At 70.9% G+C, this 26,769-nt stretch carries 23 protein-coding genes and 1 tRNA gene; 6 read left to right on the plus strand and 18 right to left on the minus strand.

Features of this window, described 5'->3' with window-relative positions; all coding sequences use genetic code 11:
* Positions 1 to 164 precede the first annotated feature (164 nt).
* The 3 genes from P5G59_RS03600 (at position 165) to P5G59_RS03610 (ending at position 2,336) form a co-directional block, all read left to right on the plus strand.
* Positions 165 to 377, plus strand: a complete 213-nt coding sequence (locus P5G59_RS03600) for a hypothetical protein (protein WP_301216071.1) — start codon at positions 165 to 167, stop codon at positions 375 to 377.
* A 94-nt stretch (positions 378 to 471) separates the two neighbouring features.
* Positions 472 to 1,677, plus strand: a complete 1,206-nt coding sequence (locus tag P5G59_RS03605; RefSeq protein ID WP_301216073.1) for a sensor histidine kinase — start codon at positions 472 to 474, stop codon at positions 1,675 to 1,677.
* A complete protein-coding gene (locus tag P5G59_RS03610; RefSeq protein ID WP_301216075.1) occupies positions 1,674 to 2,336 on the plus strand; it encodes a response regulator in 663 nt (220 codons plus the stop codon). Before P5G59_RS03605 ends, P5G59_RS03610 begins: the two co-directional genes overlap by 4 nt.
* Positions 2,337 to 2,390: 54 nt before the next feature.
* Here P5G59_RS03610 and P5G59_RS03615 read toward each other — a convergent pair.
* The 11 genes from P5G59_RS03615 to dusB all read right to left on the minus strand — a co-directional run bounded on the left by P5G59_RS03615 (position 2,391) and on the right by dusB (position 15,934).
* Positions 2,391 to 2,463, minus strand: a tRNA-Asn gene (locus tag P5G59_RS03615).
* A 79-nt stretch (positions 2,464 to 2,542) separates the two neighbouring features.
* Complete coding sequence (locus P5G59_RS03620; RefSeq protein ID WP_301216077.1) at positions 2,543 to 3,565, minus strand: D-isomer specific 2-hydroxyacid dehydrogenase family protein; 1,023 nt, start codon at positions 3,563 to 3,565, stop codon at positions 2,543 to 2,545.
* Positions 3,562 to 4,440 carry an ATP-binding cassette domain-containing protein gene (locus P5G59_RS03625; protein WP_301216079.1) on the minus strand — a complete coding sequence of 293 codons (879 nt, stop codon included), beginning with the start codon at positions 4,438 to 4,440 and terminating at the stop codon, positions 3,562 to 3,564. Before P5G59_RS03625 ends, P5G59_RS03620 begins: the two co-directional genes overlap by 4 nt.
* Before the next feature lie 10 nt (positions 4,441 to 4,450).
* Positions 4,451 to 6,139 (minus strand): ABC transporter ATP-binding protein, encoded by a 1,689-nt coding sequence (locus tag P5G59_RS03630; RefSeq protein ID WP_301216081.1) that lies wholly within the window; start codon positions 6,137 to 6,139, stop codon positions 4,451 to 4,453.
* Positions 6,136 to 7,206 carry an ABC transporter permease gene (locus tag P5G59_RS03635; RefSeq protein WP_301216083.1) on the minus strand — a complete coding sequence of 357 codons (1,071 nt, stop codon included), beginning with the start codon at positions 7,204 to 7,206 and terminating at the stop codon, positions 6,136 to 6,138. Before P5G59_RS03635 ends, P5G59_RS03630 begins: the two co-directional genes overlap by 4 nt.
* A 1-nt stretch (position 7,207) precedes the next feature.
* Positions 7,208 to 8,305 carry an ABC transporter permease gene (locus P5G59_RS03640; protein ID WP_301216085.1) on the minus strand — a complete coding sequence of 366 codons (1,098 nt, stop codon included), beginning with the start codon at positions 8,303 to 8,305 and terminating at the stop codon, positions 7,208 to 7,210.
* 94 nt (positions 8,306 to 8,399) lie between these two features.
* The gene (locus P5G59_RS03645) at positions 8,400 to 10,028 is read right to left on the minus strand and encodes an ABC transporter substrate-binding protein (RefSeq protein WP_301216087.1); all 1,629 of its coding nucleotides are present in this window, start codon (positions 10,026 to 10,028) and stop codon (positions 8,400 to 8,402) included.
* 199 nt (positions 10,029 to 10,227) lie between these two features.
* Positions 10,228 to 12,114: a DNA primase gene (gene dnaG, locus P5G59_RS03650; RefSeq protein WP_301216089.1), complete on the minus strand. Its 1,887-nt coding sequence runs from the start codon at positions 12,112 to 12,114 to the stop codon at positions 10,228 to 10,230.
* Positions 12,115 to 12,170: 56 nt separating this feature from the next.
* Positions 12,171 to 13,364, minus strand: a complete 1,194-nt coding sequence (locus P5G59_RS03655) for a DUF4282 domain-containing protein (RefSeq protein WP_301216091.1) — start codon at positions 13,362 to 13,364, stop codon at positions 12,171 to 12,173.
* Between the two features lie 73 nt (positions 13,365 to 13,437).
* Complete coding sequence (locus P5G59_RS03660; protein ID WP_301216093.1) at positions 13,438 to 14,754, minus strand: deoxyguanosinetriphosphate triphosphohydrolase; 1,317 nt, start codon at positions 14,752 to 14,754, stop codon at positions 13,438 to 13,440.
* Positions 14,744 to 15,934, minus strand: a complete 1,191-nt coding sequence (dusB, locus tag P5G59_RS03665; RefSeq protein ID WP_301216095.1) for a tRNA dihydrouridine synthase DusB — start codon at positions 15,932 to 15,934, stop codon at positions 14,744 to 14,746. Before dusB ends, P5G59_RS03660 begins: the two co-directional genes overlap by 11 nt.
* A 33-nt stretch (positions 15,935 to 15,967) precedes the next feature.
* Here dusB and P5G59_RS03670 point away from each other — a divergent pair, with 33 nt between their 5' ends.
* Positions 15,968 to 16,486: an aminoacyl-tRNA deacylase gene (locus tag P5G59_RS03670; RefSeq protein ID WP_301216097.1), complete on the plus strand. Its 519-nt coding sequence runs from the start codon at positions 15,968 to 15,970 to the stop codon at positions 16,484 to 16,486.
* 287 nt (positions 16,487 to 16,773) lie between these two features.
* On the plus strand, positions 16,774 to 17,535 hold the full coding sequence (locus P5G59_RS03675; RefSeq protein WP_301216099.1) for an endonuclease domain-containing protein: 762 nt from the start codon (positions 16,774 to 16,776) through the stop codon (positions 17,533 to 17,535).
* Between the two features lie 32 nt (positions 17,536 to 17,567).
* On the opposite strand, the gene P5G59_RS03680 is transcribed toward P5G59_RS03675, so the two are convergent.
* From P5G59_RS03680 to recO, 4 genes are read right to left on the minus strand one after another with little or no spacing between them, the layout of a single operon-like run.
* On the minus strand, positions 17,568 to 17,753 hold the full coding sequence (locus P5G59_RS03680) for a hypothetical protein (protein ID WP_301216101.1): 186 nt from the start codon (positions 17,751 to 17,753) through the stop codon (positions 17,568 to 17,570).
* Positions 17,750 to 18,421: a DsbA family oxidoreductase gene (locus tag P5G59_RS03685; protein ID WP_301216103.1), complete on the minus strand. Its 672-nt coding sequence runs from the start codon at positions 18,419 to 18,421 to the stop codon at positions 17,750 to 17,752. Before P5G59_RS03685 ends, P5G59_RS03680 begins: the two co-directional genes overlap by 4 nt.
* A 29-nt stretch (positions 18,422 to 18,450) precedes the next feature.
* A complete protein-coding gene (locus tag P5G59_RS03690) occupies positions 18,451 to 19,263 on the minus strand; it encodes an isoprenyl transferase (protein WP_301216105.1) in 813 nt (270 codons plus the stop codon).
* Positions 19,260 to 20,009 carry a DNA repair protein RecO gene (recO, locus tag P5G59_RS03695; protein WP_301216107.1) on the minus strand — a complete coding sequence of 250 codons (750 nt, stop codon included), beginning with the start codon at positions 20,007 to 20,009 and terminating at the stop codon, positions 19,260 to 19,262. The genes P5G59_RS03690 and recO overlap by 4 nt, the downstream gene beginning before the upstream one ends.
* An 82-nt stretch (positions 20,010 to 20,091) precedes the next feature.
* On the opposite strand from recO, the gene P5G59_RS03700 reads away from it, so the two are divergent.
* Positions 20,092 to 20,844, plus strand: coding sequence for a trimeric intracellular cation channel family protein (locus P5G59_RS03700; RefSeq protein WP_301216110.1), 753 nt, complete (start codon positions 20,092 to 20,094; stop codon positions 20,842 to 20,844).
* Positions 20,845 to 20,920: 76 nt separating this feature from the next.
* On the opposite strand, the gene leuA is transcribed toward P5G59_RS03700, so the two are convergent.
* The 3 genes from leuA to P5G59_RS03715 all read right to left on the minus strand — a co-directional run bounded on the left by leuA (position 20,921) and on the right by P5G59_RS03715 (position 26,684).
* Positions 20,921 to 22,693 carry a 2-isopropylmalate synthase gene (leuA, locus tag P5G59_RS03705; RefSeq protein ID WP_301216112.1) on the minus strand — a complete coding sequence of 591 codons (1,773 nt, stop codon included), beginning with the start codon at positions 22,691 to 22,693 and terminating at the stop codon, positions 20,921 to 20,923.
* A gap of 224 nt (positions 22,694 to 22,917) precedes the next feature.
* Positions 22,918 to 25,404, minus strand: a complete 2,487-nt coding sequence (locus P5G59_RS03710; protein ID WP_301216114.1) for a bifunctional lysylphosphatidylglycerol flippase/synthetase MprF — start codon at positions 25,402 to 25,404, stop codon at positions 22,918 to 22,920.
* On the minus strand, positions 25,401 to 26,684 hold the full coding sequence (locus P5G59_RS03715) for an alpha/beta hydrolase (protein ID WP_301216116.1): 1,284 nt from the start codon (positions 26,682 to 26,684) through the stop codon (positions 25,401 to 25,403). Before P5G59_RS03715 ends, P5G59_RS03710 begins: the two co-directional genes overlap by 4 nt.
* Positions 26,685 to 26,769: the final 85 nt, after the last annotated feature.

The following is a 26,769-nucleotide window of genomic DNA, read 5'->3' on the forward strand; positions in this document are numbered from 1 at the left end:
CCAATCGGTGGGTGGTCCACGCCGTTCGCGGACCGTCACCGACAGCCTCGCGCCGGGCGGTCCGCCGCGAATCCGCCGGCGGGAGCGATCCGCTCTACTCCCCGGGGAGCACCGCAGACGCCGGCCCCTGTCGCCGCCCCGCTCCTCCGACGTACGATGCGCGCATGAGCGAACACGACGGGCGGCACGGCAAGCGCGGCCGAGACGAGGGCGAGCCGGACGACCCGCTCACGGAGTACGAGAACGACGAGGCGCAGGACCGCGAGTCGCTAGAGCGGGAGGCCGGGCTGACCGCATTCGGCGGCCCGAGCTTCGGCCACCTGTTCGACCAGGCGCCGCGGGACGACGGCGGGTTCGACGCCGAGCACAACCCGTGAGCCGCCCGGGCGCCTGCCGCGTACTCCCCGGGGAGTAGCCGCGAGACACCGCCGGACGGACGCCGGGCGCGTCCGGCGTGATTAGCATGAGGGGATGCCCTGGAACGCGCCCTCCGATCCGGGCACGGGCGCGCCCTGGCAGCGCGCACCATGGGCGCGCGGCGAGGGCCCCCGCGGCGCCCGCTGGTTCGCCGTGCTCGTCGCGGCCCTCCTCCAACTGCCCGGCCTCGCCATCGCCGCCGCCGGCGCCTCCCACGACCCGCTGGCGCTCGCCCTCGCACTGCTCGCCTTCGCGGCCTCGTTCGTCCTCCTCGCCGGCAGGTCGTATCCCGGCATCACGGTCGTCGCGACCGCCGTGCTCTGCGCGCCCGCGATCGCGGTGACGACAGGTCCCCCGTTCTCCGCCGTCCCTCTCGCCTTCGCCGTGGTCGGCGCGGTGGTGCGCGGGGCGCGGGTATGGGCGTGGGGGACGCTGGCCGGCTTCGCGGTCGCCGGTCCCGCCGCCGCCTACCTGCTGCGCGGCGACGCGGCCGCCATGATCCGCCCGCTCATCGTCGCCCTGGTGCTCATGCTGCTGATCGGCGTCGGGGAGGCGCTGCGCAACCGGCGCGAGCGCTTCCGCGAGATCGCGCGCACCGTCGCCGCCCGGCGCGAGGCGGCTGCGGAGGCAGAGCGGCTGCGCATCGCGCGCGAACTGCACGACGTGCTCGCCCACTCGCTGTCGCAGATCAGCGTGCAGGCCGGGGTCGGGCTCCACCTGTTCGACACCCGGCCGGAGAAGGCGAGGGAGAGCCTGGAGGCGATCAAGGCCACCAGCGGCCAGGCCCTGGAGGAGGTGCGGGGCGTGCTCGGCTTCCTCCGCGGCCCCGACGGCTACGCGGCGCGCTCGCCCGAACCCGACCTCGCCCGCATCCCGGTGCTCGTCGACACGTACCGGTCGGCCGGGCTGGAGGTCGACTACGACGTCGAGCTGCACTCGACCCCATCGGCGGCCGCGCAGCTCGCCCTCTACCGGATCGTGCAGGAGTCGCTCACGAACGTCGGGCGCCACGCGCAGGCGACGACCGTGCGCATCCACCTGGTGGAGGAGCACGGCTGGCTCGTCCTCACCGTGCAGGACGACGGCCGCGGGCTGCCCGCCGACATGGAACGACGCGAGGGCGGCCGCGGGATGCTCGGGATGCGCGAGCGCGCCGAGCTGCTCGGCGGCCGGTTCGACGCGCGGACGCCCGAGGGCGGAGGCCTGCTCATCGAGGCGCGCCTGCCGCTCGCGGCCGCGGGCGAGGGGGTTTCGCGATGATCCGGGTGCTGCTTGCGGACGACCAACTGCTGGTCAGGGCCGGTTTCCGAGCGCTGCTCGAGGCCGAGCCGGATGTCGAGATCGTCGGAGAGGCCGGTACGGGCCGCGACACCGTCGACCTGGCCAGGGCGACCCGGCCGGACGTCGTGCTCATGGACATCCGCATGCCCGACGGCGACGGGCTGTGGGCGACCGGCGAGATCGTCGCCGACCCGGCGCTCTCCGGCACGCGCATCGTCATCGTGACCACGTTCGAGCTCGACGAGTACGTCGCGCAGGCGATCGTTGCCGGTGCCAGCGGCTTCCTCGTGAAGGACACCGAGCCCGTCGAGCTGATCCGCGCGGTGCGCGTGGTGGCGGACGGGGATGCGCTGCTCTCCCCCGGCGTCACGCGCCGCCTGCTGGAGCGCGTGTCGGGCGGTCTGCGCCCCGCTCCCGACACCGCGCGGCTGGAGCAGCTGACCGAGCGGGAGCGCGAGGTCCTCGAACTCGTGGCGCACGGCCTGACCAACACCGAGATCGGCGAGCGGCTGTTCCTCAGCCCGCTCACCGCGAAGACGCACGTCTCGCGGATCATGACGAAGCTCGACGCGCGCGACCGCGTGCACCTCGTCGTGCTCGCCTACGAGACGGGCCTCGTGCAGCCGGGCTGGCAGTAGCACCCCGCCCCGGACACGCAGAAGGCCCCCACCGCGAACGGTGAGGGCCAGGAGCTCCCCGACTTGGACTCGAACCAAGAACCTGCCGGTTAACAGCCGGCTGCTCTGCCAATTGAGCTATCGAGGAATGCTTGATCAGCGAAGCTACTCTAGCAAGATTCGCCGCCGCTCCGGAAATCGGGACAGCATCCCGGGTGCGTCGCCGATCAGTACCCCGCCTCGGTGTCGACGACGCCGACGAAGCGCCCGTCGTCGAGGAACGCGCGGACGTTCTGGCGGATGCGCTCGGCCAGCAGGGGTGCCGTCATCTCGGGGGTGTCGGCCTGGTGCGGTGTGATGATGACGCCGGGCTCGTCCCACAGCGGGTGGCCGTCGGGCAGCGGCTCCGGATCGGTGACGTCGAGGCCTGCGCCCGCGATCGCACCGGAGCGGAGCGCGTCGAGCAGTGCGTCCGTGTCGACGAGACCGCCTCGTGCGATGTTCACGAGGTACGCCGTCGGCTTCATGGCCGCGAACTCCGGCGCACCGAAAAGGTGGCGCGTTCCGCCGGTGAGCGCCGCGGCGACCACGACGAGGTCGGCGTCGGGCAGCACCTCGCCCAGCCGGTCGGTGGTGACCGTGCGCGCCGCGCCCTCGACGGGCGACGACGAGCGGCGGACGACCGTGATCCGGGTCCCGAACGGCTCCAGCAGCCGGATGAGCTCCAGCGCGATCCCGCCCGCGCCGACGATGACCACATCGAGTCCGTAGAGCGACCGCCCCTCCGGCTCGGTCGCCCACGAGCGCGCCCGCAGCCGCTTGGGGAGCACGCGCAGCAGCGCGAGGCTGAGCACGAGCGCGTGCTCGGCGACGGGCTGCGCGTACGCCCCCTTGGCGCTCGTCCAGACGAGCCCCGGTCGGTCCTCGCCCGCGAGCACCTCGGCGAAGGCGTCGACGCCGGCGAACGGCAGCTGCACCCAGCCGATGCCGGGATGCGCCTCAAGCACGGGCGGGAACGCGGAGGCGTCCCGGTTCGAGAGCCAGACGACACCCCGCGTGCGGTCGGAGAGCGGCTCGACCGTCCCGCCGGCCGCCTCCACCGCGTCCACGAACTGCCGGTCCGGCTCCGGGAGGACCGCGATCGGCCCGGGCTCCGGCCGCTTCTCCGGCGGCAGGGCCGTCACGTCGTCGGCCAGCACCGCGCGGTGGCGCGGGGCGGCGTCCTGCTGTGCGTCGTTCTCGGTGCTCACGTGCGGTCTCCTGTCACTTCTGCTCCACGGCGGGCGGCCCGCTGGGGTCGGCGCTCCGTACGCTGCTGCGGCGGCTTCAACGCTCGCGCGAGCCCCGCGACGAACGGGTGCGCCGGGTCCGCGAGCACCTCTTCGATCGGCCCGTAGCCGACCGGGCGCCCTCCCTGCAGCACCAGGGATACGTCGGTGGCGCGGCGCAGCACCGCGAGGTCGTGGCTGACCACGACCGCAGAGAAGTCGGGATGCTCGCGCAGCTGCCCGAGCAGGTCGATCACCGCGTCGCGCACGGTGGCGTCGATGCCGGCCGTCGGCTCGTCGGCGACCAGCATGGTCGGCCCGAGCACCAGCGCCCGGGCCAGCGCGACGCGCTGCCGCTGACCGGAGCTCAGCTCGTACGGGTACTTGCTCAGCACGCTGAGCGGCAGGTGCACGGTGTCGAGCATGGTCGCCGCCCGCTCCCCCGCCGCCCGGCGCGGGTAGCGCTCGTCGCGCTCGAAGATCGGCAGCGTCACGTTGTCCTGCACGCTCATCGTCGGCTCCAGCGTCGCGGCGGCGTCCTGCGGCAGGTAGCCGACGTGGAACGTCACCTCGGCGAGGTCGCGCTTGCGCGCCTTGCGCAGCGGATGGCCGAGCACCGACGCCTCGCCGCCGCTGATGCGCGGGCCCGCCTCCGAGGAGCGCGGCGGCAGCACCCGACCGGAGAGCACCTGCGCGAGCGTGCTCTTGCCAGAGCCCGTCTCGCCGAGCACACCGAGCACCTGCCCCTGCTCGAGCCGGAAGCTGACCCCGCGCAGGGCGACGCACGAGGCGCTCGGACCCCGCGCGGGGTACTCGACGGACAGGTCGCTGACGACGATGGCGGGGTCGGAACTCACACCATCGACCCTAGGCGCTCTGCGACGACAACCGCTGCAGCGCCTCCCGCCGGTCGGCCTGTTCGATCGGGTCGGGCACGGGGAGGGACGCCAGCAGCCGCTGCGTGTACGCCTCGCGCGGGTTGCCGAGCACCTCCTCGCCGGTCCCCTCCTCCACGAGCCTGCCGCGGTGCAGCACCGCGATCCGGTCCGCGAGCAGGTCGACGACGGCGAGGTCGTGGCTGATGAACAGAGAAGCGAAGCCGAACTCCTTCTGCAGGTCGGCGAACAGCTCCAGCACGCGGGCCTGCACCGACACGTCGAGCGCGGAGGTCGGCTCGTCGGCGATCAGGAGCGTCGGCTCCAGCGCGAGGGCACGCGCGAGGCTCGCGCGCTGACGCTGGCCGCCCGACAGCTCGTGCGGGAAGCGGTCCCCGTACGTGCGGGGCAGCTGCACGGCCTCCAGCAGCTCGTCCACCCGCTTGCGGGCCTCCGCTGCGGAGGACGCCCGGCCGTGGACGACCAGCGGCTCGGCGACGCACTCGGCGATCGTGAGCAGCGGGTTGAAGCTCGACGCCGGGTCCTGGAACACGAACCCGATGTCGCTGCGCACCTTGCGGAACTGCCGCTCGCGCACGCCGTTCATCTCCAGGCCCAGCACCTGCAGCGAGCCGCCGGTGACCTTGTTCAGGCCCGCGATGGCACGCCCGATCGTGGTCTTGCCCGAACCGGACTCGCCCACCAGACCCAGCACCTCGCCGGGCCGGATGTCGAACGACACCCCGTCCACGGCCACGAAGCCGGGGCGACCGAGGCGGCCGGGGTACTGGATGCGCAGGTCGCGCGCCCGCACCACCGGCGCCTGCTCCGGGCGCTCGGCCCGGGCGATGGCGCGGTCCTGGGTCGCCACGGCGCCCTGACCGATCTTCGGGACGGCCGCGAGCAGCGCCTTGGTGTAGTCCGCCTGAGGGGCCGAGAACAGCGTGCGCACGTCCGCCTGCTCGACCAGCTTTCCCTGGTACATCACGGCGACGCGGTCGGCGAGGTCGGCGACGACGCCCATGTTGTGCGTGATCAGCACGATGGCTGCGCCGAACTCGTCGCGGCAGCGGCGCAGCAGGTCGAGGATCTCGGCCTGCACCGTCACATCCAGCGCGGTGGTCGGCTCATCGGCGACGATCAGGCCGGGGTTCAGCACGAGCGCCATCGCGATCACGATGCGCTGCTTCTGCCCGCCGGAGAACTGGTGCGGGTAGTACTTGACCCGCTTCTCCGGCTCCGGGATGCCCACCCGCTCCAGGATCTCGACCGCCTTCGCCTGCGCCTCCTTCTTGGAGAGCTTGCCGTGGGCGCGCAGGCCCTCGGCGATCTGCCAGCCGACGGGGTAGACGGGGTTGAGGGCGGTCGACGGCTCCTGGAAGACCATCGCGACGTCGGTGCCGCGCACCTCGCGCAGCCGGCGCTTATCGATGGAGACGACGTCCGCCTCCGACTTCCCGTCGCGGCTGCGCAGGATGACGGCGCCGGAGGCGGTCGCCGTCTCCGGCAGCAGGCCGAGGATCGTCTTCGCGGTGACGGTCTTGCCGGAGCCCGACTCCCCCACGATCGCGAGGACCTCGCCGGCGGCGACGGTCAGGCTCACGTCGTCGACGGCCTTGACGGCGCCGGCGTCGGTCGAGAAGGTGACCGACAGGTCGTTGATCTGGACGACGTCGCTCATGGACGCACCTCGATTCCATGCTCGTCGAACGATTCGCCGCCCTCGAGACCGTCGACCCCGCCAGGGCCCGCGGTCAGCGTGCCGCCGGGGACCACCGAGGTCTCCGCGACCTCGCCGGAGGCGGCGGCCGCACGGCGACGACCGCGAAGGCGCGGGTCGGCCAGGTCGTTGAGGCTCTCGCCCACTAACGTGATGCCGAGCACCGAGAGCACGATCGCGAGGCCCGGGTAGATGGCGGTCCACCAGATGCCGCTCGTCACGTCGTCGGTGGCCTTGTTCAGGTCGTAGCCCCACTCGGCAGCCGCCGTCGGCTCGATGCCGAAGCCGAGGAAGCCCAGGCCCGCGAGCGTCAGGATGGCCTCCGACGAGTTCAGGGTGAAGATCAGCGGCAGGGTGCGGGTGGAGTTGCGGAGCACGTGGCGGAACATGATGCGCCAGTTGCTCGCGCCGACCACCTTGGCGGCCTCCACGTAGGCCTCGGACTTGATCCGGACGACCTCCGAGCGGATCACGCGGAAGTACTGCGGGATGTAGACGACCGTGATCGAGATCGCAGCCGCCAGGATCCCGCCCCACAGGCTCGACTGGCCCCCGCTGATCGCGATGGCCATGACGATCGCGAGCAGCAGCGACGGGAAGGCGTAGATCGCGTCACAGATCACGACCAGCACGCGGTCGAGCCAGCCGCCGAAGTAGCCGGAGACCAGCCCTAAGAGCACACCGATGAAGATCGACAGGATGACCGCGACGATGATCACGAGGATCGCCGTCTGCGCGCCCCAGATCACGCGGGAGTAGACGTCGTACCCGCCGGAGGTGGTGCCCCAGATGTGCGCGGCGCTCGGCGGCTGCTGCGCCCCGAAGGACTTCCCGTCCGCCCGGCTCTGAGCGAAACCGTACGGCGCGATGAGCGGCGCGAAGATCGCGACCACGACGAAAACGAACGTGAGCACCAGGCCGATGACGAGCATCGCCCGCTGCAGGCCGACGCTCTGACGGAGCTGGTGGACGACGGCCAGACGGTCCCAGAGGGAGCGCTTGCGCGGGGTGAGTGCGGTTGCCGACACCTCAGTACCTCACTCTCGGGTCGATCAGGGCCGCGATGACGTCGACCACGAAGTTGGTGAGCGTGACGATCACCGCGAGGAGGACGACCATGCCCTGCACCGCCACGAAGTCGCGCGCCTGCAGGTAGTGCACCAGCTGGAAGCCGAGGCCCTTCCACTCGAACGTGCTCTCGGTCAGCACCGCGCCGCCGAGGAGCAGGGCGATCTGCAGGCCGATGACGGTGATGATCGGGATGAGCGCCGGACGGTAGGCGTGCTTGCGCAGCAGCCGCGACTCCTTCACCCCTCGGGAGCGGGCGGCGTCGACGTAGTCGGTCGACAGCGTCCCGATCACGTTCGTGCGCACCAGGCGGAGGAAGATTCCGGCCGTGAGGAGGCCGAGGGCGACGCCGGGCAGGATCGCGTGCAGCAGCACGTCGCCGACGACGGCGGGGTCGCCGGTCTGGAAGGCGTCGATGAGGTAGATGCCGGTCTTGTTGTCGAGCGTCTGCATCTCCAGCTCCGAGCTGGTGGATGCGCGCCCCGCGACAGGCAGCCAGCCGAGCCAGATCGAGAACACCAGCTTGAGCACCAGACCGACGAAGAAGACGGGCGTCGCGTAGAACAGGATCGCCATGATCCGGAGCGTCGCATCCTGCGCCTTGTCGCGGTAGTACGCGGCGATGAGGCCGAGCGGGATGCCGACGATGAACGCCACGATGAGGGCGTAGAACGCGAGCTCGAGCGTCGCGGCGCCGTACGTGAGCAGCACCTGCGTGACGGGCTGGTTATCGGTGAACGTCGTCCCGAAGTCGCCGCGCAGCAGCTGGCCGAGGTACTCGAAGTACTGGACGATGATCGGCCGGTCGTAACCGGCCTCGTGCACGCGCTGGGCGAGCTGCGCCGGCGGCAGCTTGCCGCCGAGGGCGGCGGTGATGGGGTCACCCGTCGATCGCATCAGGATGAAGACGACGGTGACGAGGATGAAGATGGTCGGGATGATGAGGAGGGCGCGGACCAGGATGTAACGGCCGAGGCCGCCTCCCGATCGTCGCCGTGCCTTCGTGCGCTCGGGGCCGGGGGCGGTTCCCGCGTCCGGCGCGCTGACAGTCGCTGTCATGGAAGCCAATCGTGGTGGTTCGTGGAAGGGGGTGGCTCGCTGATCCAGCGAGCCACCCCCCGGTTCGGCTCAGAGCTCGCGCTCGGGAACCGTCTTACTTCGAGAGCGCCGCGTAGCGGAACTTGAAGGAGGCGTCGAGCGTCTTGTCGGCGCCCTTCACGTCCTTGCCGACGATCGCGATCTGCGAGCCCTGCAGCAGCGGGAGGGTGCTCAGGTCGGCGCCGACCTTGGCCTGGATCTCCTCGATCAGCTTGGTGCGCTCGGCCTTGTCGGTCGTGCCCGCCTGCTTCGCGATGAGGTCCTGGACCTCGGCGTTGTCGTAGTGGTTCGCCAGGAAGTTGTCCTTGATGAAGAACGGCGACAGGTAGTTGTCGGCGTCGGAGTAGTCCGGGAACCAACCCAGCTGGTAGGCCGGGTAGACGTCCTTCGTGCGGTCCTTGGAGTACTGCACCCACTCGGTGGACTGCAGGTTGACCTTGAACAGGCCGCCGTTCTCCAGCTGCTCCTTCACGAGCGCGTACTCGTCGCCGGAGGACGGACCGTAGTGGTCCGGGTTGTACTGGAGGTTCAGCGAGACCGGCGTGGTGACGCCCGCCGCCTGGAGGGTCTGCTTCGCCTTGTCGAGGCTCGGGCCGCCGTTGCCGTCGCCGTACAGGTCCTTCAGGACCGTGGTGGCGCCGGTGAGGCCGTCCGGGACGAACGAGTACAGCGGGGTGTAGGTGCCCTTGTAGACCTGGTCGGCGATCGCGGCGCGGTCGACGAGGTCGGCAGCGGCCTGGCGCACGGCGAGGGCCTTCTTCGCGTCGGCCTCCGGCGTGGTGGCGCCGTACGGCTGGGTGTTGAAGTTGAACACGATGTAGCGGGTCTCGCCACCCGGTCCCTTCACGACCTTGACCTTGTTGTTGTTCTCGAGGCTCGAGATGTCGGTCGCCGAGAGGCTGCGGTAGGCGACGTCGATCGCGTTCTTCTGGATGTCGAGCTTCAGGTTCGACGACTCCGCGTAGTACTTGACGTTGACCTTGGCGGTGGCCGGCTTGCCGAGGATGCCCTTGTAGCCGTCGAACGCCTTATACGCGATCAGGTTGTTGAAGTCGTAGCTCGAGATGTCGTACTGGCCGGCGAACGGGTGGCCCTTGACGATGGTGTTGTCGGCTGTGACCTTGTCGGCGGAGAAGACCTGCTCGTCGACGATCGGACCGGCAGGGCTGGAGAGCACCTGCGGGAAGGTCTGGTCGTTCGGCACCTTCAGCTTGAAGACGACGGTGGTCTTGTCCGGGGTGGACACGCTGTCGAGGTTCGCGAGCAGCGACGCGGGACCGTTCGGGTCGTTGATCTTCAGCTGGCGGTAGAAGGTGAACTTGACGTCGGAGGACGTCAGGTCGTGGCCGTTCGCGAACTTCAGACCCGGCTTGAGCTTGACCGTGTACTCGGTCGGCGACGTGAAGTCGGCGCTCTCGGCGATGTCCGGCTTGACGTCCGGGCTGCCGTAGGGGGTGTTCAGGAGGAACGGGTAGACCTGGTTCATGACGGCGAAGGAGCCGTTGTCGTACGAGCCGGCGGGGTCGATCGACGTGATCTTGTCGGTGGTGCCGACGGTGATGGCGCCGCCGCCACCGCCTCCGCCGTTGTTGCTTCCGGAGCAGCCGGCGAGCACCAGTGCCGCGGCCGCGAAAGCGGCGGACACGGCGAGCAGGCGCCGGCCACCGTTGTGTGCGGATGTCATATCCGATTACCTCTTCCTGGTGTGGGATGCGCGTCGGACGTCACAGCAGGCGTGCGGGATCGCCGTTCGCGTGAGAACTTTCCTAGCACGGAATGGCCACGGAACCCGCATCCTGATGCGGATCCGGGCGCGATCTTTACACGGACGCAACAAAAGAGCGCTTCTGCGGGGCGCCGACGGCAGAATCCGCAGTGGCCGTCTACTCGCCGCGGAGGCGGCGGCGCTCGGTCTCGATCGCGACCATGGCGATCGAGATCTGCCGGCGCAGCTCCGGGTCCTCCGTGCGGCCGAGCCGGGAGGTGAGCTCGGCCTTCTCGCGGAGCAGGTCGCGGTCGATCAGGCCGTCGACGATCGAGCGGGCGTACCGGCCGGGGTCGCCGCCCTGCGGGAGTTCGGCCACGGCGAGGGCGTTCACGGTCGGCACGTACGCCTGCGGCACCTCCGCCAGCACGCGGTCCACCCAGCCGGGCTGGGTCATCGTCGGGAGCTGGCTGGCGATGGCGTCGCGGACGACCGCGTGGGTCGGATTCACGAACGGCACCTGCACGGCGCGGGCGGCGCGGTCGGCGCCCACCTCGCCGGGGAGCTGGAGCAGGACCATGAGGCTCTCGCGCTCGGTGCGCTGCGTCGGGTCCGCGAGGTCGGACTGCGCGAGCGGGCGGGGCTGGTCGGCGGGGGCTGCGGCGGCTGCGCCGCGCGGGTCGTGCTGCGCCGTCCTGCTCGCCTCGCGCTGGTCGCCGCCACGGCCGCCGCCGCGGGCCCCGCTGTGCTGCGCCGAGCGGACGGCACGCGCCGCGTCCTGCAGCTCGGCGCCGGACAGCCGGGCCAGCTCGCGCGTGTAGCCGTTCTGCGAGGCGGGGTCGCGGATCGTCGCCACGATCGGCGCGCCGGCACGGAGAGCTGCGGCCCGGCCCTCGACCGAGTCGAGGTCGAAGCGCTCCACCACCTGCCGGATCATGAACTCGAACATCGGCTTGCGGGCGTCGATCATGCGCCGGACGGCGTCGTCGCCCTTCGCGAGCCGCAGGTCGCACGGGTCGAGGCCCTCCGGCCCGACCGCAACGTACGTCTGCGCCGAGAACCGCTGCTCCTCGCCGAACGCGCGTGCCGCGGCCTTCTGACCGGCCGCATCCGGATCGAACGTGAAGATGACGGACCCCTGGCTGTTGTCGTCGCCCATGACGCGCCGGATCACCTTGATGTGATCGACGCCGAACGACGTGCCGCAGGTCGCGACCGCGGTGGTGATGCCCGCGAGGTGGCACGCCATCACGTCGGTGTAGCCCTCGACGACCACCACCTGGTCCTGACGGGAGATGTCGCGCTTCGCCAGGTCGAGGCCGTAGAGCACCTGCGCCTTCTTGTACACGGCGGTCTCGGGGGTGTTGAGGTACTTCGGGCCCTTGTCGTCGTCGAGCAGGCGCCGGGCGCCGAAACCGATCGTCTGCCCGGTGACATCGCGGATCGGCCAGATCAGCCGGCCGCGGAACCGGTCGTACACCCCGCGGTCGCCCTGGGAGACGAGGCCGGCGGCGACGAGCTCATCCTGCGTGAAGCCCTTGCCGCGCAGGTGCTTGGTCAGCTCGTCCCAGCTCTTCGGCGCGTAGCCCACGCCGAAGTGCGCTGCCGCCGCGGCGTCGAAGCCGCGCTCGCCCAGGAAGCGGCGGCCGGGCTCGGCGTCGGGCGCGGAGAGACGATCGCGGAAGAACTCCTCCGCCGCGGCGTTCGCCGCGAGCAGGCGGGCGCGGTTGCCGGAGCTCTCGGACGGTCCGCCGCCGCCCTCCTCGTAGTGCAGCTGGTAGCCGATGCGCGCCGCGAGCCGCTCGACGGCGTCGGTGAAGGAGACGTGGTCCATCTTGAGCAGGAACTCGTAGACGTCGCCGCCTTCGCCGCAGCCGAAGCAGTGGTAGCGCCCGACGCCCGGGCGGACGTAGAAGCTGGGGCTCTTCTCGTCGTGGAACGGGCACAGCCCCTTGAGCGCGCCGACGCCGCCGGTCTTGAGACTGACGTAATCGCCGACGATGTCGCCGATGTTGGTGCGGGCCTTGACCTCTTCGATGTCGCTCTGTCGAATCCGGCCGGCCATGCTTCGATTCTAGTGAGCCGGACCGACCCTCCGGCCGGCCGGGCCGAATCTGTGGACTACTCCCCCGGCGGACGGCGGCGTCGCGTGTTCTGCGCGATCTCGATGATGGCGCAGAACACCTCGATGCCCACCCGGAGCAGCAGCACCGCCAGCATCGCGCCCACCAGCGTGATGAGCACGCCGAAGAGGAAGACGAACGCCCCGATCGGGGCATGGGTCGCGATGGCGGAGGTGAGCGCGTTGGCGAACCCGACGACGACCCCGAGCGCGATCAGGACGAGCCCGACCACGTACACCGGCCCTGCCAGCTTGCGCGTGACGTAGTTGGTGAACGTGAAGTCGAACAGCGAGGAGAAGAAGCGGGAGTCGTCCAGGCGGTCGGCGAGGTCGCTCACGGTGCGTCCGGACGGCGCGTGCGGTCCTGCGGCGGCGTCGGCGGGCTCGGAGACGGCGGCATAGGCGTCGGGACCGGGGACGGCGCCTGCCGTCTCGGCACCCTCTGCTACCGCCGGGGCAGCGGGCTCGGCCTCGGTGTCGGCCGCGTCGAGGCGCTCGGTCGGTGCGGTCGCGGTCGTCGACGAGGGCTCGCCCACGGTGCTCGCCGCGTCGGCGGCCTCTGTCGTCTCCACCGCGGTCTCCTGAGTAGTGTCGGACGGTCGAGCGGCCGCGGCCGTCGGGGCCGGTGCCGCGTAGACCTCCTCCGCGGTCGGAAGACGCTTGGTGGTCGCCTCGGACCCGGACGCGGACTCCGTCTCGACCAACGGCTCGGCGGGCGAGCTCGACGTGTCGGCCGCGACCGATCCGGCCGCTGGGCTCGTCGCGACCGGGTTGCGCGCGCCGAGTGTCGCGTCCATGATCGACGGCGCCTCGCCCTCAGGGGCGATCGGCGTGGGCTTCGCGGCGGTGCGGCGCGTCCGCGTGGCGGGCTTCTTTGCGGCGGGCGTCGCGGTGCCGTCCGCCGGGGTCTTACCGGCGGGCGTCTTCGCGGCTGCGGCCGTGCCCGACTTGGTGGCGCGGGTGGTCTTCGCGGCCGGCTTGGCTGTTCCGGAGGACGCGGTGGCACCCGTCTTGGCGGTGCTCGCGCGGGACGACGTCCGCGCCGCTCCCGTGCCGCCGGACGCGCGCGACGCGGGGCGGGCGGCCTTCGGCGCGGCCGGGGCCGCCGCCGGTTCGGTCGCCGCTGCCTCGGTCGCCGGTGCTTCGCCCTCGGTGGGGCGGTCGCCGTCCGACGGTGGTGGTGCGGTGCTCATTCGTCTCCTCCCGAAGGCTTGCTCCCCAGCATTCTGCACACGGCGGCGGGATTCAACCCCGCGCGTCGGCGCGTCAGTGCTGCACGAGGCGCTCGTACCAGCTGAGCGCCGACTGATCGGTCAGGCTGGCGACCTGATCGACCACCACGCGCTTGCGCTGCTCGTCGCTGTCGGCGACACGCCAATCCTCCGCGAAGCCCGGGTCGAGCTCCGCGGGGCCGCGCTGGTACAGGATGTCGGCGAGCGTCGTCAGGATCTGCCGCTGCTGCGCGTAGATCGGCTGCCGGGTGTTCCGCGACATGACGAACGTGGCCACGATGCCCTTCAGCACCGCGATCTCGGCGCGGATGCCCGCCGGGACCACCACGTCGGCACCGAACCGGATGAGGTCGGTGCGCCCTGCGGCCTCCTTCGTGGCGTGCACGGCCGCGTGCGCGAATCGTCCGATCAGCTGGCTCGTCAGGTTCTTCAGACGCGCCTGCGAGCGACGGGAGCCGTCCCACCCGTCGAGCCAGATGTCCATGCTGTCGAGGCGGTCGAAGGCCTCGATGAGCTCCTGGTGGCTCACCTCGCCGCCGACCCACTCGTGCATCGATTCGACGAGGTCTTCGTGGTCGACACGGCTGCCGAGCGCTGCGACGTCTATGTAGCCGTTGACCACGGCGTCCTCGAAGTCGTGGACGGAGTAGGCGATGTCGTCGGAGAGGTCCATCACCTGGGCCTCGATGCAGCGCTGGCGGGCGGGGGCGCCCGCGCGCATCCACTCGAAGACGGCGTGGTCGTCGGCGTAGAAGCCGAACTTGGCGCGACCGCTCGGATCGGCCACCGAGGACGACGCCGGCCACGGGTACTTGCAGCTCGCGTCGAGGCTGGCGCGGGTGAGGTTGAGCCCGTAGAGCCGGCCGTCGCGGCCGAACACCTTCGGCTCGAGGCGCGTGAGCAGCCGCAGCGTCTGGGCGTTGCCCTCGAAGCCGCCGATCTCCTCCGCCCATGCGCTCAGGGCGCGCTCGCCGTTGTGACCGAACGGCGGGTGCCCGATGTCATGCGCGAGGCAGGCCGTGTCGACGATGTCCGGGTCGAGCCCGAGACTGTTGGCCAGCTCGCGGCCCACCTGTGCGACCTCGAGCGAGTGCGTGAGGCGGTTGCGCGCGAAGTCGAGGCCGGCGGTCGGGCTGAGCACCTGGGTCTTCGCGGCGAGCCGTCGCAGGGCGCTCGAGTGGAGCAGCCGGGCCCGGTCGCGGGCGAAGTCGCTCCGGCGGTTCGAGTGCTGCTCGGGAAGCCAGCGCTCACGGTCGTGCTCGGTGTACCCGGAAACGGCCTCGGCCGAGTGCGAGTGCGCCGGTGCCGCGGGAGCCGCCGCGCGGGTCGTCGCCGCCACGTCATCCACCACTGTTGTGCACCTCCGCGTCGGCGACCTCGGCACGCTGGGCGCCGTCGAGGTCGCGGCTCTCGAGCCAGCCGTCGGGCAGGGCCGGGCGCTTCGGCGAACCGGCGCGGCCCCGCTGGCCCTCCGCGGCCTCGCCCGGGTACTCCTGATCCCAGTCAAGGGTCGCCAGGAGCTCGTCGAGGTGCTCGAGCGTGTCGACGGTGGCGAGGTTGGCGCGCAGGTCGCCGCCCACCGGGTAGCCCTTGAAGTACCAGGCGACGTGCTTGCGGATGTCGCGGCAGCCGCGCTCCTCGCTGTCGAAGAACTCGACCAGCAGCTCCGCGTGGCGGCGGAAGGTCTGCGCGACCTGACCGAGCGTCGGATGCGCCTGCGCGGCCGCAGCCTCTGCTGCGCTGATCTCGCCCGCGCGGGCGCGGAAAGCCGCCGCCAGGTCGCCGAACAGCCACGGCCGGCCGAGGCATCCACGGCCCACGACGACGCCGTCGCAGCCGGTCTCCTCGACCATCCGGATGGCGTCGGCCGCCGACCAGATGTCGCCGTTGCCGAGCACCGGGGTGGAGGTCACGGTCTCTTTGAGCTTCGCGATGGCCGACCAGTCGGCGTGGCCGGAGTAGAACTCCGCGGCCGTGCGCGCATGCAGTGCCATCGACGCAACGCCCGCGCCCTCGGCGATCCGCCCGGCCTCGAGGTAGGTCAGGTGGTCGCCGTCGATGCCCTTGCGCATCTTGATGGTCAGCGGGATGTCGCCGGCCGCCTTCACCGCGCCCTCGACGATCTCGCGGAACAGCCCGAGCTTCCACGGCAGCGCGGCGCCGCCGCCCTTGCGGGTCACCTTGGGCACCGGGCAGCCGAAGTTGAGGTCGATGTGGTCGGCGCGGTCCTCCGCGACGAGCATGGTCACGGCCTCGCGCACCGTCACCGGGTCGACCCCGTAGAGCTGGATGGAGCGCGGCGTCTCGGACTCGTGGTGCGTGATGAGCCGCAGGGACTCCGGCGTGCGCTCCACCAGCGCCCGTGACGTGATCATCTCGCTGACATAGAGACCCGCACCGAACTCGCGGCAGAGCCGGCGGAACGCCGTGTTGGTGATCCCCGCCATGGGCGCGAGGACCACGGGCACGTCGAGCGCCAGCGGACCGATGGTCAGCTGGGGAGCGTGGCTTAGGGTGGCTGTGGTAGACATCTCACTCGATTCTCCCAGAAAGCGTGCTGAGCTATGGCCGAGAGCCCGGAATCCGTGGATAACTCCCCCGCCGCTGCGGCTGTGGACACCGGACGCACCCGCGTCACGGCCGACGCAGAAGCCCGCGGGGTCGACATCCGCATCGTCGAGCGCCCCGCCGCGCGGAGCCTGGAGGAGGCGGCCGAGCTGCTGGGCATCCAGCCGTCCGACATCGTGAAGACGCTCGTGGTGAAGCGCAGCGACGACACCTTCGTCTTCGCGCTCGTTCCCGGCGGCCGCAAGATCGCGTGGGCGAAGCTGCGCGGCGTGCTCCAGGTGAACAAGCTGCAGCTGCCTGACGCCTCCGTCGCCCTCGCCGCGACCGGCTACGAGCGCGGCACCATCACGCCGTTCGGGAGCACGACCGCGTGGCCGGTCGTCGCCGACGCGACCATCCCGGGCCGGACGGTCTCGATGGGGGCGGGCGAGCACGGCTACTCCCTCTTCGTCGACGCGGACGACCTCATCCGCGCCTTCGGCGCCACCGTCGCCGACATCACCGACCCCGAATAGCCGCCGCGCGCCCCTTCCGATCTGTGGGACGCAACACGCCGCAATGCACGCGCGCATTGCGGCGTGTTGCGTCCCACGGATTCGATGGGTGTGGATAACGTCCGCGGCGCGTCGGCGGATTTGCCAGAGTGATCGGCATGCGCCGCCCCGCCGACCTTCCCCCCATCGCTCGTTCGTCATCCTTCTCCACCCGCACTGCGCAGCTCGCGGGCGTCACGCGATCGCGCCTCCGGCGCACAGACCTCACGAGCCCGTATCACGGCGTCCGGCGGACGACCGATGCTCCGATGACGCTCGATGAGCGCTGCCGCGCCTACCAGCGGGTGATGCCGGACGGGCTGTTCTTCAGCCACGCCACGGCCGCCGCGCTCTACGGGCTGCCGCTGCCGCGCAGCGACCGCGAGCTGCTTCACGTGGGCGCGCGGCGCCCCAGACGGGCACCGCGCGCGGCCGGCATCGTCGGCCACCGTGTGACCCTTGGCGAGGGCAGCGTCTTCACCCTCCGCGGCCTTCCCGTTCCCGCGCCGGTCGAGGTTCTGCTCGAACTCGCCGGGATGCTGGGACACGACGATCTCGTCCGGGTCGGAGATGCACTGGTGCGGCGCACGGACCCTCTGTCGTCGATGGAGGAGCTCCGCTCCGCCGTCGCCGGCGCCCAGGGGAGACCGGGCATCCCGACCCTGCGCAACGCTCTCGAATGGATGCGTGCACGCACCGACTCTCCCATGGAGACGACGCTCCGGCTGGCGCTGGTACGCTCGGGCCTTCCCGAACCGAGCATCAACCATGTCATCGACATCGGGAGCGGGCGGACGGCGCATCTCGACCTCGCCTACCCGAATCATCTCGTCGCGATCGAGTACGACGGGGACCACCACCGCACAGACGACCGGCAATATCACCTCGACGGCGACAGGCTGTGGCGGATCGAGAAGCGAGGGTGGCGGATCGTCCGCATCAACCGCTCACACATGGGCCACTCCGAAGAGGAAGCCGTCCGCCGGGTGCGCGACGCCCTCGCGTCTATGGGACGCAACACGCCGTTATGACGAACGCAAAACGGCGTGTTGCGTCCCATGGATCAGGATGGGAGGGCGCAGGTGTCGCCGTCGCAGACGGCTCCGGCCCCGCCGAGCGGGACGAGCGCCGGGCGCAGCGCGGGCGCCGCTTGGGGCGTTCCCGCGTCCGAGGCCGCTCCGGCGGTCACGCCGACGGGTGCACCAGGCGCGGCCGCTGCGGGCGCGGCCGCTGCGGGTGCGCCGCTCACGCGGTCACCGCCGCGCGCTCGGACCAGACCTGCTCCAGGACCTGGGCGAAGGTCTGCGCGTCCTGGGCGCCGGAGACGCCGTACTTGCCCTCGATGACGAAGAACGGGACACCGTTGATGCCGTACTCGACAGCGGTCGACTGGTCGGCGCGCACGTCGGAGAGGTACTGGTTCGACTCGAGGGCGGCCACGGCCTCCGCGCGGTCCAGACCGACCTCGGCGGCCAGGTCGGCGAGGTCTTCGACGCGACCGACGTGGCGGCCCTCCACGAAGTACGCGCGGAAGAGGCGCTCCGCCAGCTCCAGCTGCTTGCCGTTGGCCTTCGCGAAGTGCAGCAGCTCGTGAGCCTTCACGGTGTTGGTGTGCTTCAGGTGCTCGAAGTCGTAGTCGAGGCCGACGGACGAGGCGATTCCGGTCACCCGCTCCAGCATCTGCTCCACCTGGCCGGCGGGAAGACCCTTGTGGCCGGCGAGGAAGTCGACCTCGCTGCCGTCGAAGTCGACCGGGGTGTCCGGGGACAGCTCGAACGAGTGGTACTCGACCTCGACGGCGCGGCCGTCGCCTGCGCCCGAGAAGAGGCCGCTGCCGGCCTCGAACTTGCGCTTGCCGATGTAGCACCACGGGCACGCGATATCGGACCAGACGTCGATCTTGATGGGTTCGCTCACGAAAGAAGCAACATCGTGCACGACTGCAGTTATTCCGACGCCGCGGTGGGCGTGTCGACCGCTCCCCCGAACCTCCGGTTGCGCTGCTGGTACAACGTCACGGCCTCCCACAGGTCGGTCCGGCTGAAGTCCGGCCACAGCGTGTCGAGGAACACCATCTCGGCGTACGCGCTCTGCCAGAGCAGGAAGTTGCTGGTGCGCTGCTCCCCCGAGCTCCGCACGAACAGGTCGACGTCGGGCATGTCGGGCAGGTACAGGTGGCGCTGGATGGTCTTCTCGCTCACCGCGGACGGACGCAGCCGGCCCGCGGCCACCTCGTCGGCGATGGACCGCACAGCGTCGGCGATCTCCGTCCGGCCGCCGTAGTTGACGCACATGGTCAAGGTCAGCACGTCATTCCCGGCGGTGAGCCGCTCGGCGTACTGCAGCTCCTTGATCACCGACGACCACAGCCGCGGCTTGCGGCCGGCCCACCGCACCCGCACGCCCCACTCGTTGAGCTGGTCGCGCCGCCGGTGCAGCACATCGCGGTTGAAGCCCATCAGGAAGCGGACCTCGTCGGGCGAGCGCTTCCAGTTCTCGGTCGAGAAGGCGTAGACGCTGAGGTGCTTGATCCCGGCCTGGATGGCTCCCGCCACCACGTCGAGCAGGGCCGCCTCCCCTGCCCGGTGCCCCTCGATCCGGGTCAGGCCCTGGCGGTTCGCCCAGCGGCCGTTGCCGTCCATGACGATGGCGACGTGCGACGGCACGCTGCCCGCGGGGAACGCGGGAGGGTACACCCCGGTCCAGTCGAGCGGGCGGTACTCGACCGCGTCCTTGTGCGTGTACGGCTTCGGACTCATCCACTCGCCTTCTGATCGTCGCTGTCGTGCGCCACGTGCTGGAGCGAGCGCAGCCCGCGCTCCAGGTGCCACTGGGTGTACGCCGCCACCACGCCGTTGGCGCGGCCTCGGGTGGTCTCTGACGCCGCCTCGGCCGCCTCCCAGTCGCCGGTCAGCAGCGCGCCGAGGAGGGCGATGGTGTCGGCGTCGACCCGCGGAGCGCCTTGCGGCGCGCAGTCGTCGCACACCACGCCGCCGAGCTGGACGACGATGTGCGTGTGCGGGCCGGGGGTGCCGCAGCGCGAGCAATCCTGGAAGCTGGGCGCCCAGCCCGCGAGCGACAGCGCCCGCAGCAGGTAGGAGTCGAGCGTGAGCCCGGCGCCGTGCTCCCGGCGCGAGAGCGAGCGCAGAGCGCCGACGAGCAGGAGGTACTGCTGCAGGGAGGCCTCGGCGTCGGTGAGCCGGTCGGCCGCCTCCACCATCGCGTTCGCCGCGGTGTAGCTGGCGTAGTCGTCTGCGATCAGCGCGCCGTAGGCGCCGAGCGTCTCAGCCTGGGTGATCACGTCGAGGCTGCGGCCCTCGTACAGCTGCACGTCGGCGACCATGAACGGCTCAAGCCTGGACCCGAAGCGGGACGCCGTGCGCCGCACGCCCTTCGCGACCGCGCGGATCTTGCCGTGCTGCCGGCTGAGCATGGTGACGATGCGGTCGGCTTCCCCCAGCTTGTGGGTGCGGAGCACGACGGCTTCATCACGGTAGACAGGCACACTCCAGTATCGCGCGCTCCCCTGACAGGTCGGCGGATGCGGACGGCGAGGCACAGCCGCCGGGAGATGGTACATATGGTGGGTGAGCACGACCGCCGCCCTCTCGATCCCGCTGTGGGGCGACCTGATCGCCGTCGGCGTCGGCAGCCTGCAGGGCGCCATGTTCGCGGCGGGCTTCCGCGACCGCAGGCTCGACCTGCTCGGCGTCGCCATCATCGGCGTGGCGACCGGCATCGGCGGCGGCCTGCTGCGCGACCTGCTGCTCAACGTCACCCCGGTGGCGCTGCAGTCCAACTGGTACCTGCCCGCGACGGTCGTCTCCGCACTGCTCGGGATGCTGCTGATCCGGCTGTTCCGCCGGCTCGACCCGGTCATCACCTTCCTCGACGCGCTCACCATCGGGCTCTTCGGGGCGATCGGTGCGAGCAAGGCGCTGGCGCTCGGGCTGCCGGAGGTGCCCGCGGTGTTCGTCGGCGTGGTCGCCGCGGTCGGCGGGTCGATCCTGCGCGATGTGCTGCTGAACCTCCCGATCGCGCTCATGCACGTCGGCTCGCTGTACGCGGTGGCCGCGGGCGCCGGGACGATCGTGCTCGTGGGGATGATCGACCTCGGTGCGCCCCTGACGGTCGCCGCGATCGTCTGCGTGGTGGTGACGCTGGTCATCCGGCTCCTGGCCGTGCGGTTCGGCTGGAGTCTGCCGGAGCAGCGGGAGCTCGGCCGCATCCCGACGCCCCGGTGGATGGTGTTCGGCCGCCGCCCGAGCGCCTCGCGCACGACGGAGCGCACCGACACGGGAGCCCTCCCCCGTTACCGCATCGACAAGCCCGGCGACTAGGCGCCCGCCGCGAAACGATGGGGCGCAACACGCCGTTCCGCGGGAGCGATAACGGCGTGTTGCGCCCCATGGACGGCTAGGCGGAGACGAGCTCCGCGGCCTCGTGCCCCGCTGCCGAGCGGACCGCGCGGTTGACCGCCGACACGACGGCCTTGAACGACGCCGTGGTGGTGTCCCCGTCGATGCCGACGCCCCAGCGGCGCTGGCCGTCGACGTCCAGCTCGACATAGGCCGCCGCCAGCGCCGACTCGCTCGCCGACAGCGTGTGCTGCGAGTAGTCGTACAGGTGGGCGTCCACCCCGTGCTGGTGCAGGATGTCGAAGAACGCCGCGATCGGGCCGTTGCCCTCGCCGGTGGCCTTGGAGACGGTGTCGCCGTCGCGCAGCGTCACCGTGAGCACGACGTGCTCGCCCGTCTCGTTCGTCGTCGTGGTGCTGCCCAGCTCGAACCGGCCCCACTTGGCGTCCGGGTCGCTCGCCGGCGCGGGCAGGTACTCGTCCTGGAAGATGTCCCAGATCTGGTCGCTCGTGACCTCGCCGCCCTCGGCGTCGGTCTTCGCCTGCACGACCCCCGAGAACTCGATCTGCAGCTTGCGCGGCAGGTCGAGCGCGTGGTCGGTCTTCAGCAGGTACGCGACGCCGCCCTTGCCGGACTGCGAGTTGACGCGGATGACCGCCTCGTACGAGCGGCCCAGGTCCTTCGGGTCGATCGGCAGGTACGGCACGGCCCAGACCAGATCGTCGACCGAGACCCCCTGCTCGGCGGCCCGCGCCTCCATCGCCTCGAAGCCCTTCTTGATGGCGTCCTGGTGCGAGCCGCTGAACGCGGTGAACACCAGGTCGCCGCCCCACGGGCTGCGCTCCCCGACCGGCAGCTGGTTGCAGTGCTCGACGGTGCGCTTGATCTGGTCGATGTCACTGAAGTCGATCTGCGGGTCGATGCCCTGCGTGAACAGGTTGACGCCCAGGGTCACCAGGTCGACGTTGCCGGTGCGCTCGCCGTTGCCGAAGAGGCAGCCCTCGATGCGGTCGGCGCCGGCCATGTAGCCCAGCTCCGCGGCGGCGACGGCCGTGCCGCGGTCGTTGTGCGGGTGCAGCGACAGGATGACGTTCTCGCGGTGGTTCAGGTGGCGCGACATCCACTCGATCGAGTCGGCGTAGACGTTCGGCGTCGCCATCTCGACGGTCGCGGGCAGGTTGATGATGACCTTGCGCTCTGTGGTCGGCTCGAACACCTCCAGCACCTGGTTGCAGATGTCGGCGGCGAACTCGAGCTCGGTGCCGGTGTACGACTCGGGCGAGTACTCGTAGTAGATCGTGGTGCCGGGCACCAGCGACTCGTACTGGCGGCACAGGCGGGCGCCGTTCAGCGCGATGTCGACGATGCCCTGCTGGTCGGTGCGGAAGACGACCTCCCGCTGCAGGATGCTGGTCGAGTTGTACAGGTGCACGATGGCCTGCTTGGCGCCGACCAGCGACTCGTAGGTGCGCTTGATCAGGTGGTCGCGCGACTGGGTCAGCACCTGGATGGTGACGTCGTCCGGGATGGCGTCCTCTTCGATCAGGCTGCGGACGAAGTCGAAGTCGGTCTGGCTGGCCGACGGGAAGCCGACCTCGATCTCCTTGTAGCCCATCCGGACCAGCAGGTCGAACATGATGCGCTTGCGCTCGGGGCTCATCGGGTCGATGAGGGCCTGGTTGCCGTCGCGCAGGTCGACCGCGCACCAGCGCGGCGCCTGGGTGATCCGGTTCGACGGCCAGGTGCGGTCCGGCAGGTCGACGCGGATCTGCTCGTGGAACGGTCGGTACTTGTGGATCGGCATGGCGCTCGGCGCCTGCGTGTTCTTCATGGTCTGCATCCTCTTCGCGGGGTGTGGTGGAGAGCCGACGACGAACTCCGCGACGAGTGAGGCCCGGAACTAGGACTCGTCGCGGCAGCTAAGGAGGAGCAGACCGTACACAGGGCTCAGGATAGCACGCGCGCTGGAGCTCAAAGCAGCGCGGAGCGATGCCGCGACGCCAGCGCCGAGGGAGCCTGCGACCGAGGTCACGGATGGCCGAGCGACGGAGCCATTCAGCTGCGTCCCCGGACGAACGTCGCGGCCTGGGCGACGGACAGCTCCGGCAGGTACGCGCGGACCAGCGCGATGCCGATCGCCGGCAGCGCGACAGGGTCCGGGTAGGCCATGATCAGCGGGTGCAGTTCCGGCTGGAACTTCTGCTTGAACTTGAGCAGCGAGCGGAACCCGTACACCGGCTCCAACGACGAGCTGAGGAAGCCGAGCAGGCGGTCCATCGTGTCCTTGTCGTCCTCCGGCGTCGCCGCGGTGTGCGCGAGCGGCGCGGCAGAGAGGGACATGAACTCGATGCCGTCCTCCTTCATCCGCGTGGCGGCCTCGGCGATGAGGAACTCCATGACGCCGTTGATGCTGTCGGGGCGGCGGCGCATGAAGTCGAGCGTCCAGCCGACCACGATGCCGTCGCGGAACGTCGGCAGCCAGCTGGTCACGGCTTCCACGCGGCCGTGCTCGTCGACGGCGAGCATGAGCCGGACCTCCGGGTCGCGCAGCTCGTCGAGCCCGCCGAGGGTGAAGCCCATCTCGGGCAGATCCTTCTCGGCCACCCACTGCTCCGAGATATCCGAGAGCTGGACGGTCGTGGTGAGCGGCAGCGCGGCGAAGCTCGTCCACTCGGAGCGGATGCCGGCCCGCTGGGCGCGGTTGATGGACGAGCGCACGTCCTGCCACTTCTTGCCGGTCGTGGCCCAGAGCTGCGGACGGATCACCGTCTCCTCCGCGACCGTCATCGTCGACCAGCCGAGACGCTCGAACAGCGGCGTGTAGTGCGCGTCCACGCTGTAGAACACCGGGATCCAGCCGTTGTCGTCGCAGAAGCGGGCGAAGCCCTGGATCGCGCCGTCGTGCGGTCCGCGCGCACCGAACGGGCCGCCCGTGGTGAGCGCGACGCGGCCCTCGACGCGATAGGCGATGGCGCCGCCGCCGATCGGATCGAACCAGTACGAGTTGCCGGGCCAGGTGGCCATGAACGAGATCGCGTCGCCGCCGCCGCGGTGCAGCAGCTCGCGGACGTGCGAGGCGTCGTCGCCCGGCCGGCGCCGCAGGCCGCGGCCGAGCACGGCGGGGATGGCGCCGAGGATCGCGACGATCCAGAACACCGTTCCGATGTTGTGGTAGACGATCGTCGCGAGCGGTGTGGTCGGCAGGTACTCGACCGGCTCGCGGCGCAGGAAGCTGACCGGGACGAAGCGCTCCAGCACGTCGGCGAGCAGGTCGCCGACCTCCACCGGCCGGGTGAAGCCGGTGTCCTTCTGCAGCCAGCCGACGAGCACGTACAGCCCGACGAGGCCGACGCCGGTGCCGATCAGCAGCAGCACGTAGCGGCGCACGGCTCGCATCGAGGGCAGCACCGTGAAGTGCCGCCGGTAGACCACCAGCAGGATCGCCATCGCCAGCGGCACGAGCGTCGACAGCGCGAGGATGATGGTGACCTCCCAGTAGCGCGGGGAGACCACGGGACGCGTCGACGCGATGGGGAGGATGCCGTAGTACAGCGCGGACAGCAGCGCGAGCAGGCCGTTCACGGCGACGGCGAGCCAGACGGCGAAGCGGCGGCCGCGCAGCAGGCCGTAGGCCGCGACGAGCAGCAGGAGCAACGGCAGCACCGACAGCAGCACGGGTCCAAGGCCGTTGATGCGCTCCAGGGTGAGGTCGCGGAAGCAGGCGCGCGTCACCGCGAACGCCTGGCAGCGCTCCACGACGGTGGTCGCACTGGGCGCCTCGTTGCTGAACAGCAGCCCGATCGGCGACAGCAGCCCGTAGCGGGTGGAGCCCAGCAGGCCGATGACCGGCCCGAGTGCGGTGATGGTCAGCGCGGAGGCGAGCAGCACCCGGACCTCGTGGTGGGAGCTGCGCAGCCAGCCTCCGGTCACCCGGGTCTGGCGCAGCAGCGGGCCGAGGCCGAGGCCCGTCAGCACTGCGAGCAGGCGGTAGAGGTCGGACGGCAGACCCGAGTACAGCAGGTACATGATCGCGACGAGCAGGGTGATGACGCGGATGCGGCGCCGCCACAGCGTCCCGGCGAACGCGCTCGCGGTCATGATCGTGCCGCCGATCGCGGTGAAGACGTCGAGCACGAGGAGGCCGTGGACGTTGCGCGCCCACAGCTCGCCGACGTTGTTCGCCACCACCTGCACGATCGCGCCGACGACGATCCCGACCGCGGCGGTGCCGAAAAACGCCAGCGCCGTGCGCCAGGTGCCCATCAACCGTTCGGACACCCCGACGAGCGCGACCGTCAGGATGAGCACGACGATCAGCTCGAACAGGTCGTCGGTGAACAGCACGGCCGTGAAGGGCGACCACCAGTGCCCGTCGATCAGCTGGATGGCGCCGGCGCCGACCCAACCGCGCAGCGGCCGGTGCGGCCCGCGCAGCGGACCGGTGACGAGCGCGAGCACGAGGATCAGCAGCGTCACCCCGGTGGTGAAGGGGTGCTGCACAATGAGCCGGCCCGCACGGGCGAGCACAGCGCGAGGTTTCACGAACCCAGCCCCATCTGCCGCGCGATCGCCGGGAACCCGTGCGCCAGCACGTAGCGCACCGTCTTCCAGTCGTGCGCGGTTCCGGGCGAGCTGAGCAGCTGGGCCTTCACACCCGCGGCCGTCGCGTCGTCGTAGAGCTTGCGGGCGAAGGCGGTGTACTTGGCGTCGTTCCGACCGGCGCCGAACACCATCGTGGAGTCGCGGTACGGCGCGTGCGCGGCCAGCGCCGCGGCAGGCTGCGCCTTCTCGTACGCCGCCTTCGACCCATCGAATCCGGTCTGGATGGTCAGCTCCTCGTTCCCCAGTGTCGGCCCGAGCTCGCTCGACGAGGCCAGCGCCGAACCGAAGAGGTCGGGCCGCCCTGTGGCGAACTGCACGGCGCAGGTCGCGCCCTGCGAGTAGCCGAACACCCCCCATCCTGCCGGATCGCTGCTCACGCGCAGGTGCGAACGCACCCAATCGCGCACATCCGTCAGCAGGTAAGTGGCCGAGTTGCCGAAGGTGCGGGAGTCGACGCACATCGGGTTGCGTCCGGGCCCGCCGAGCTGGTCGGCGGCGACCACGATCGGTGCGTAACCCTGGTGCTTCGCGGCGAACGCATCCATCGACGCAGCGATGCCGCCCGCCGTGAACATATCGGCCGGGGCGCCCGGCTGGCCGGAGAGCGCGTAGAGGACGGGAAGCGCGGGCGGGTCGGCGGTGAGCGCCACGGGAGGCAGATAGACCACGGCCTCACGCGCCGGGAAGTGGGACTGGGTCGCCGCGATCCGGACGGTGCCCACCTCGCCCTTCGCCGGCACGGAGGCGCTGCCGGAGGTGGTCGCGCGCCAGTTCGTGCCGCTGACGACCTCGCCGTGCTCGTTGTGCAGCTGGAGGCCGCGGTAGGGCACGACGCCGAGCGCGTCGTTCAGGTTGCGGTAGGCGCCGAAGTCGGCGTTGATGCCGCAGAAGGCCGCAGCCAGGAACACCGGGATGCTGACGACGGCGATCAGCTTGCGCCACCACCGCGACCGGAACAGGTTCGCGACGGCGAGGCTCACTCCCCCGAAACCGAGGGCCGTCCACAGCGTCGTCACGGGCGTGAGGGCGACACCGAACACGTCCATCACGTCGTCGACCAGCCACACCACGAACCAGCCGACCAGACCGCCGGCGACCGCGGCGATCAGGCCGGCGAGCGTCCGCCGCCAGGTGGGGCGGATGAGGAGGTACAGCGCGAACGCCGCGGCGACGAGGTAGAGCGGGACGAGGAACGACAGTTTGTCGATCCTCAGCGTCATCAGCGGGTCCAGGGCGGGTCCTCTCACGCGGCACGGGCGAACGACTCATTATTCAGCGCTCAGATCACGACTGGCTGAGGCTCTG

Source organism: Leifsonia virtsii, from assembly GCF_030433675.1.
Lineage (GTDB): Bacteria > Actinomycetota > Actinomycetes > Actinomycetales > Microbacteriaceae > Leifsonia > Leifsonia virtsii.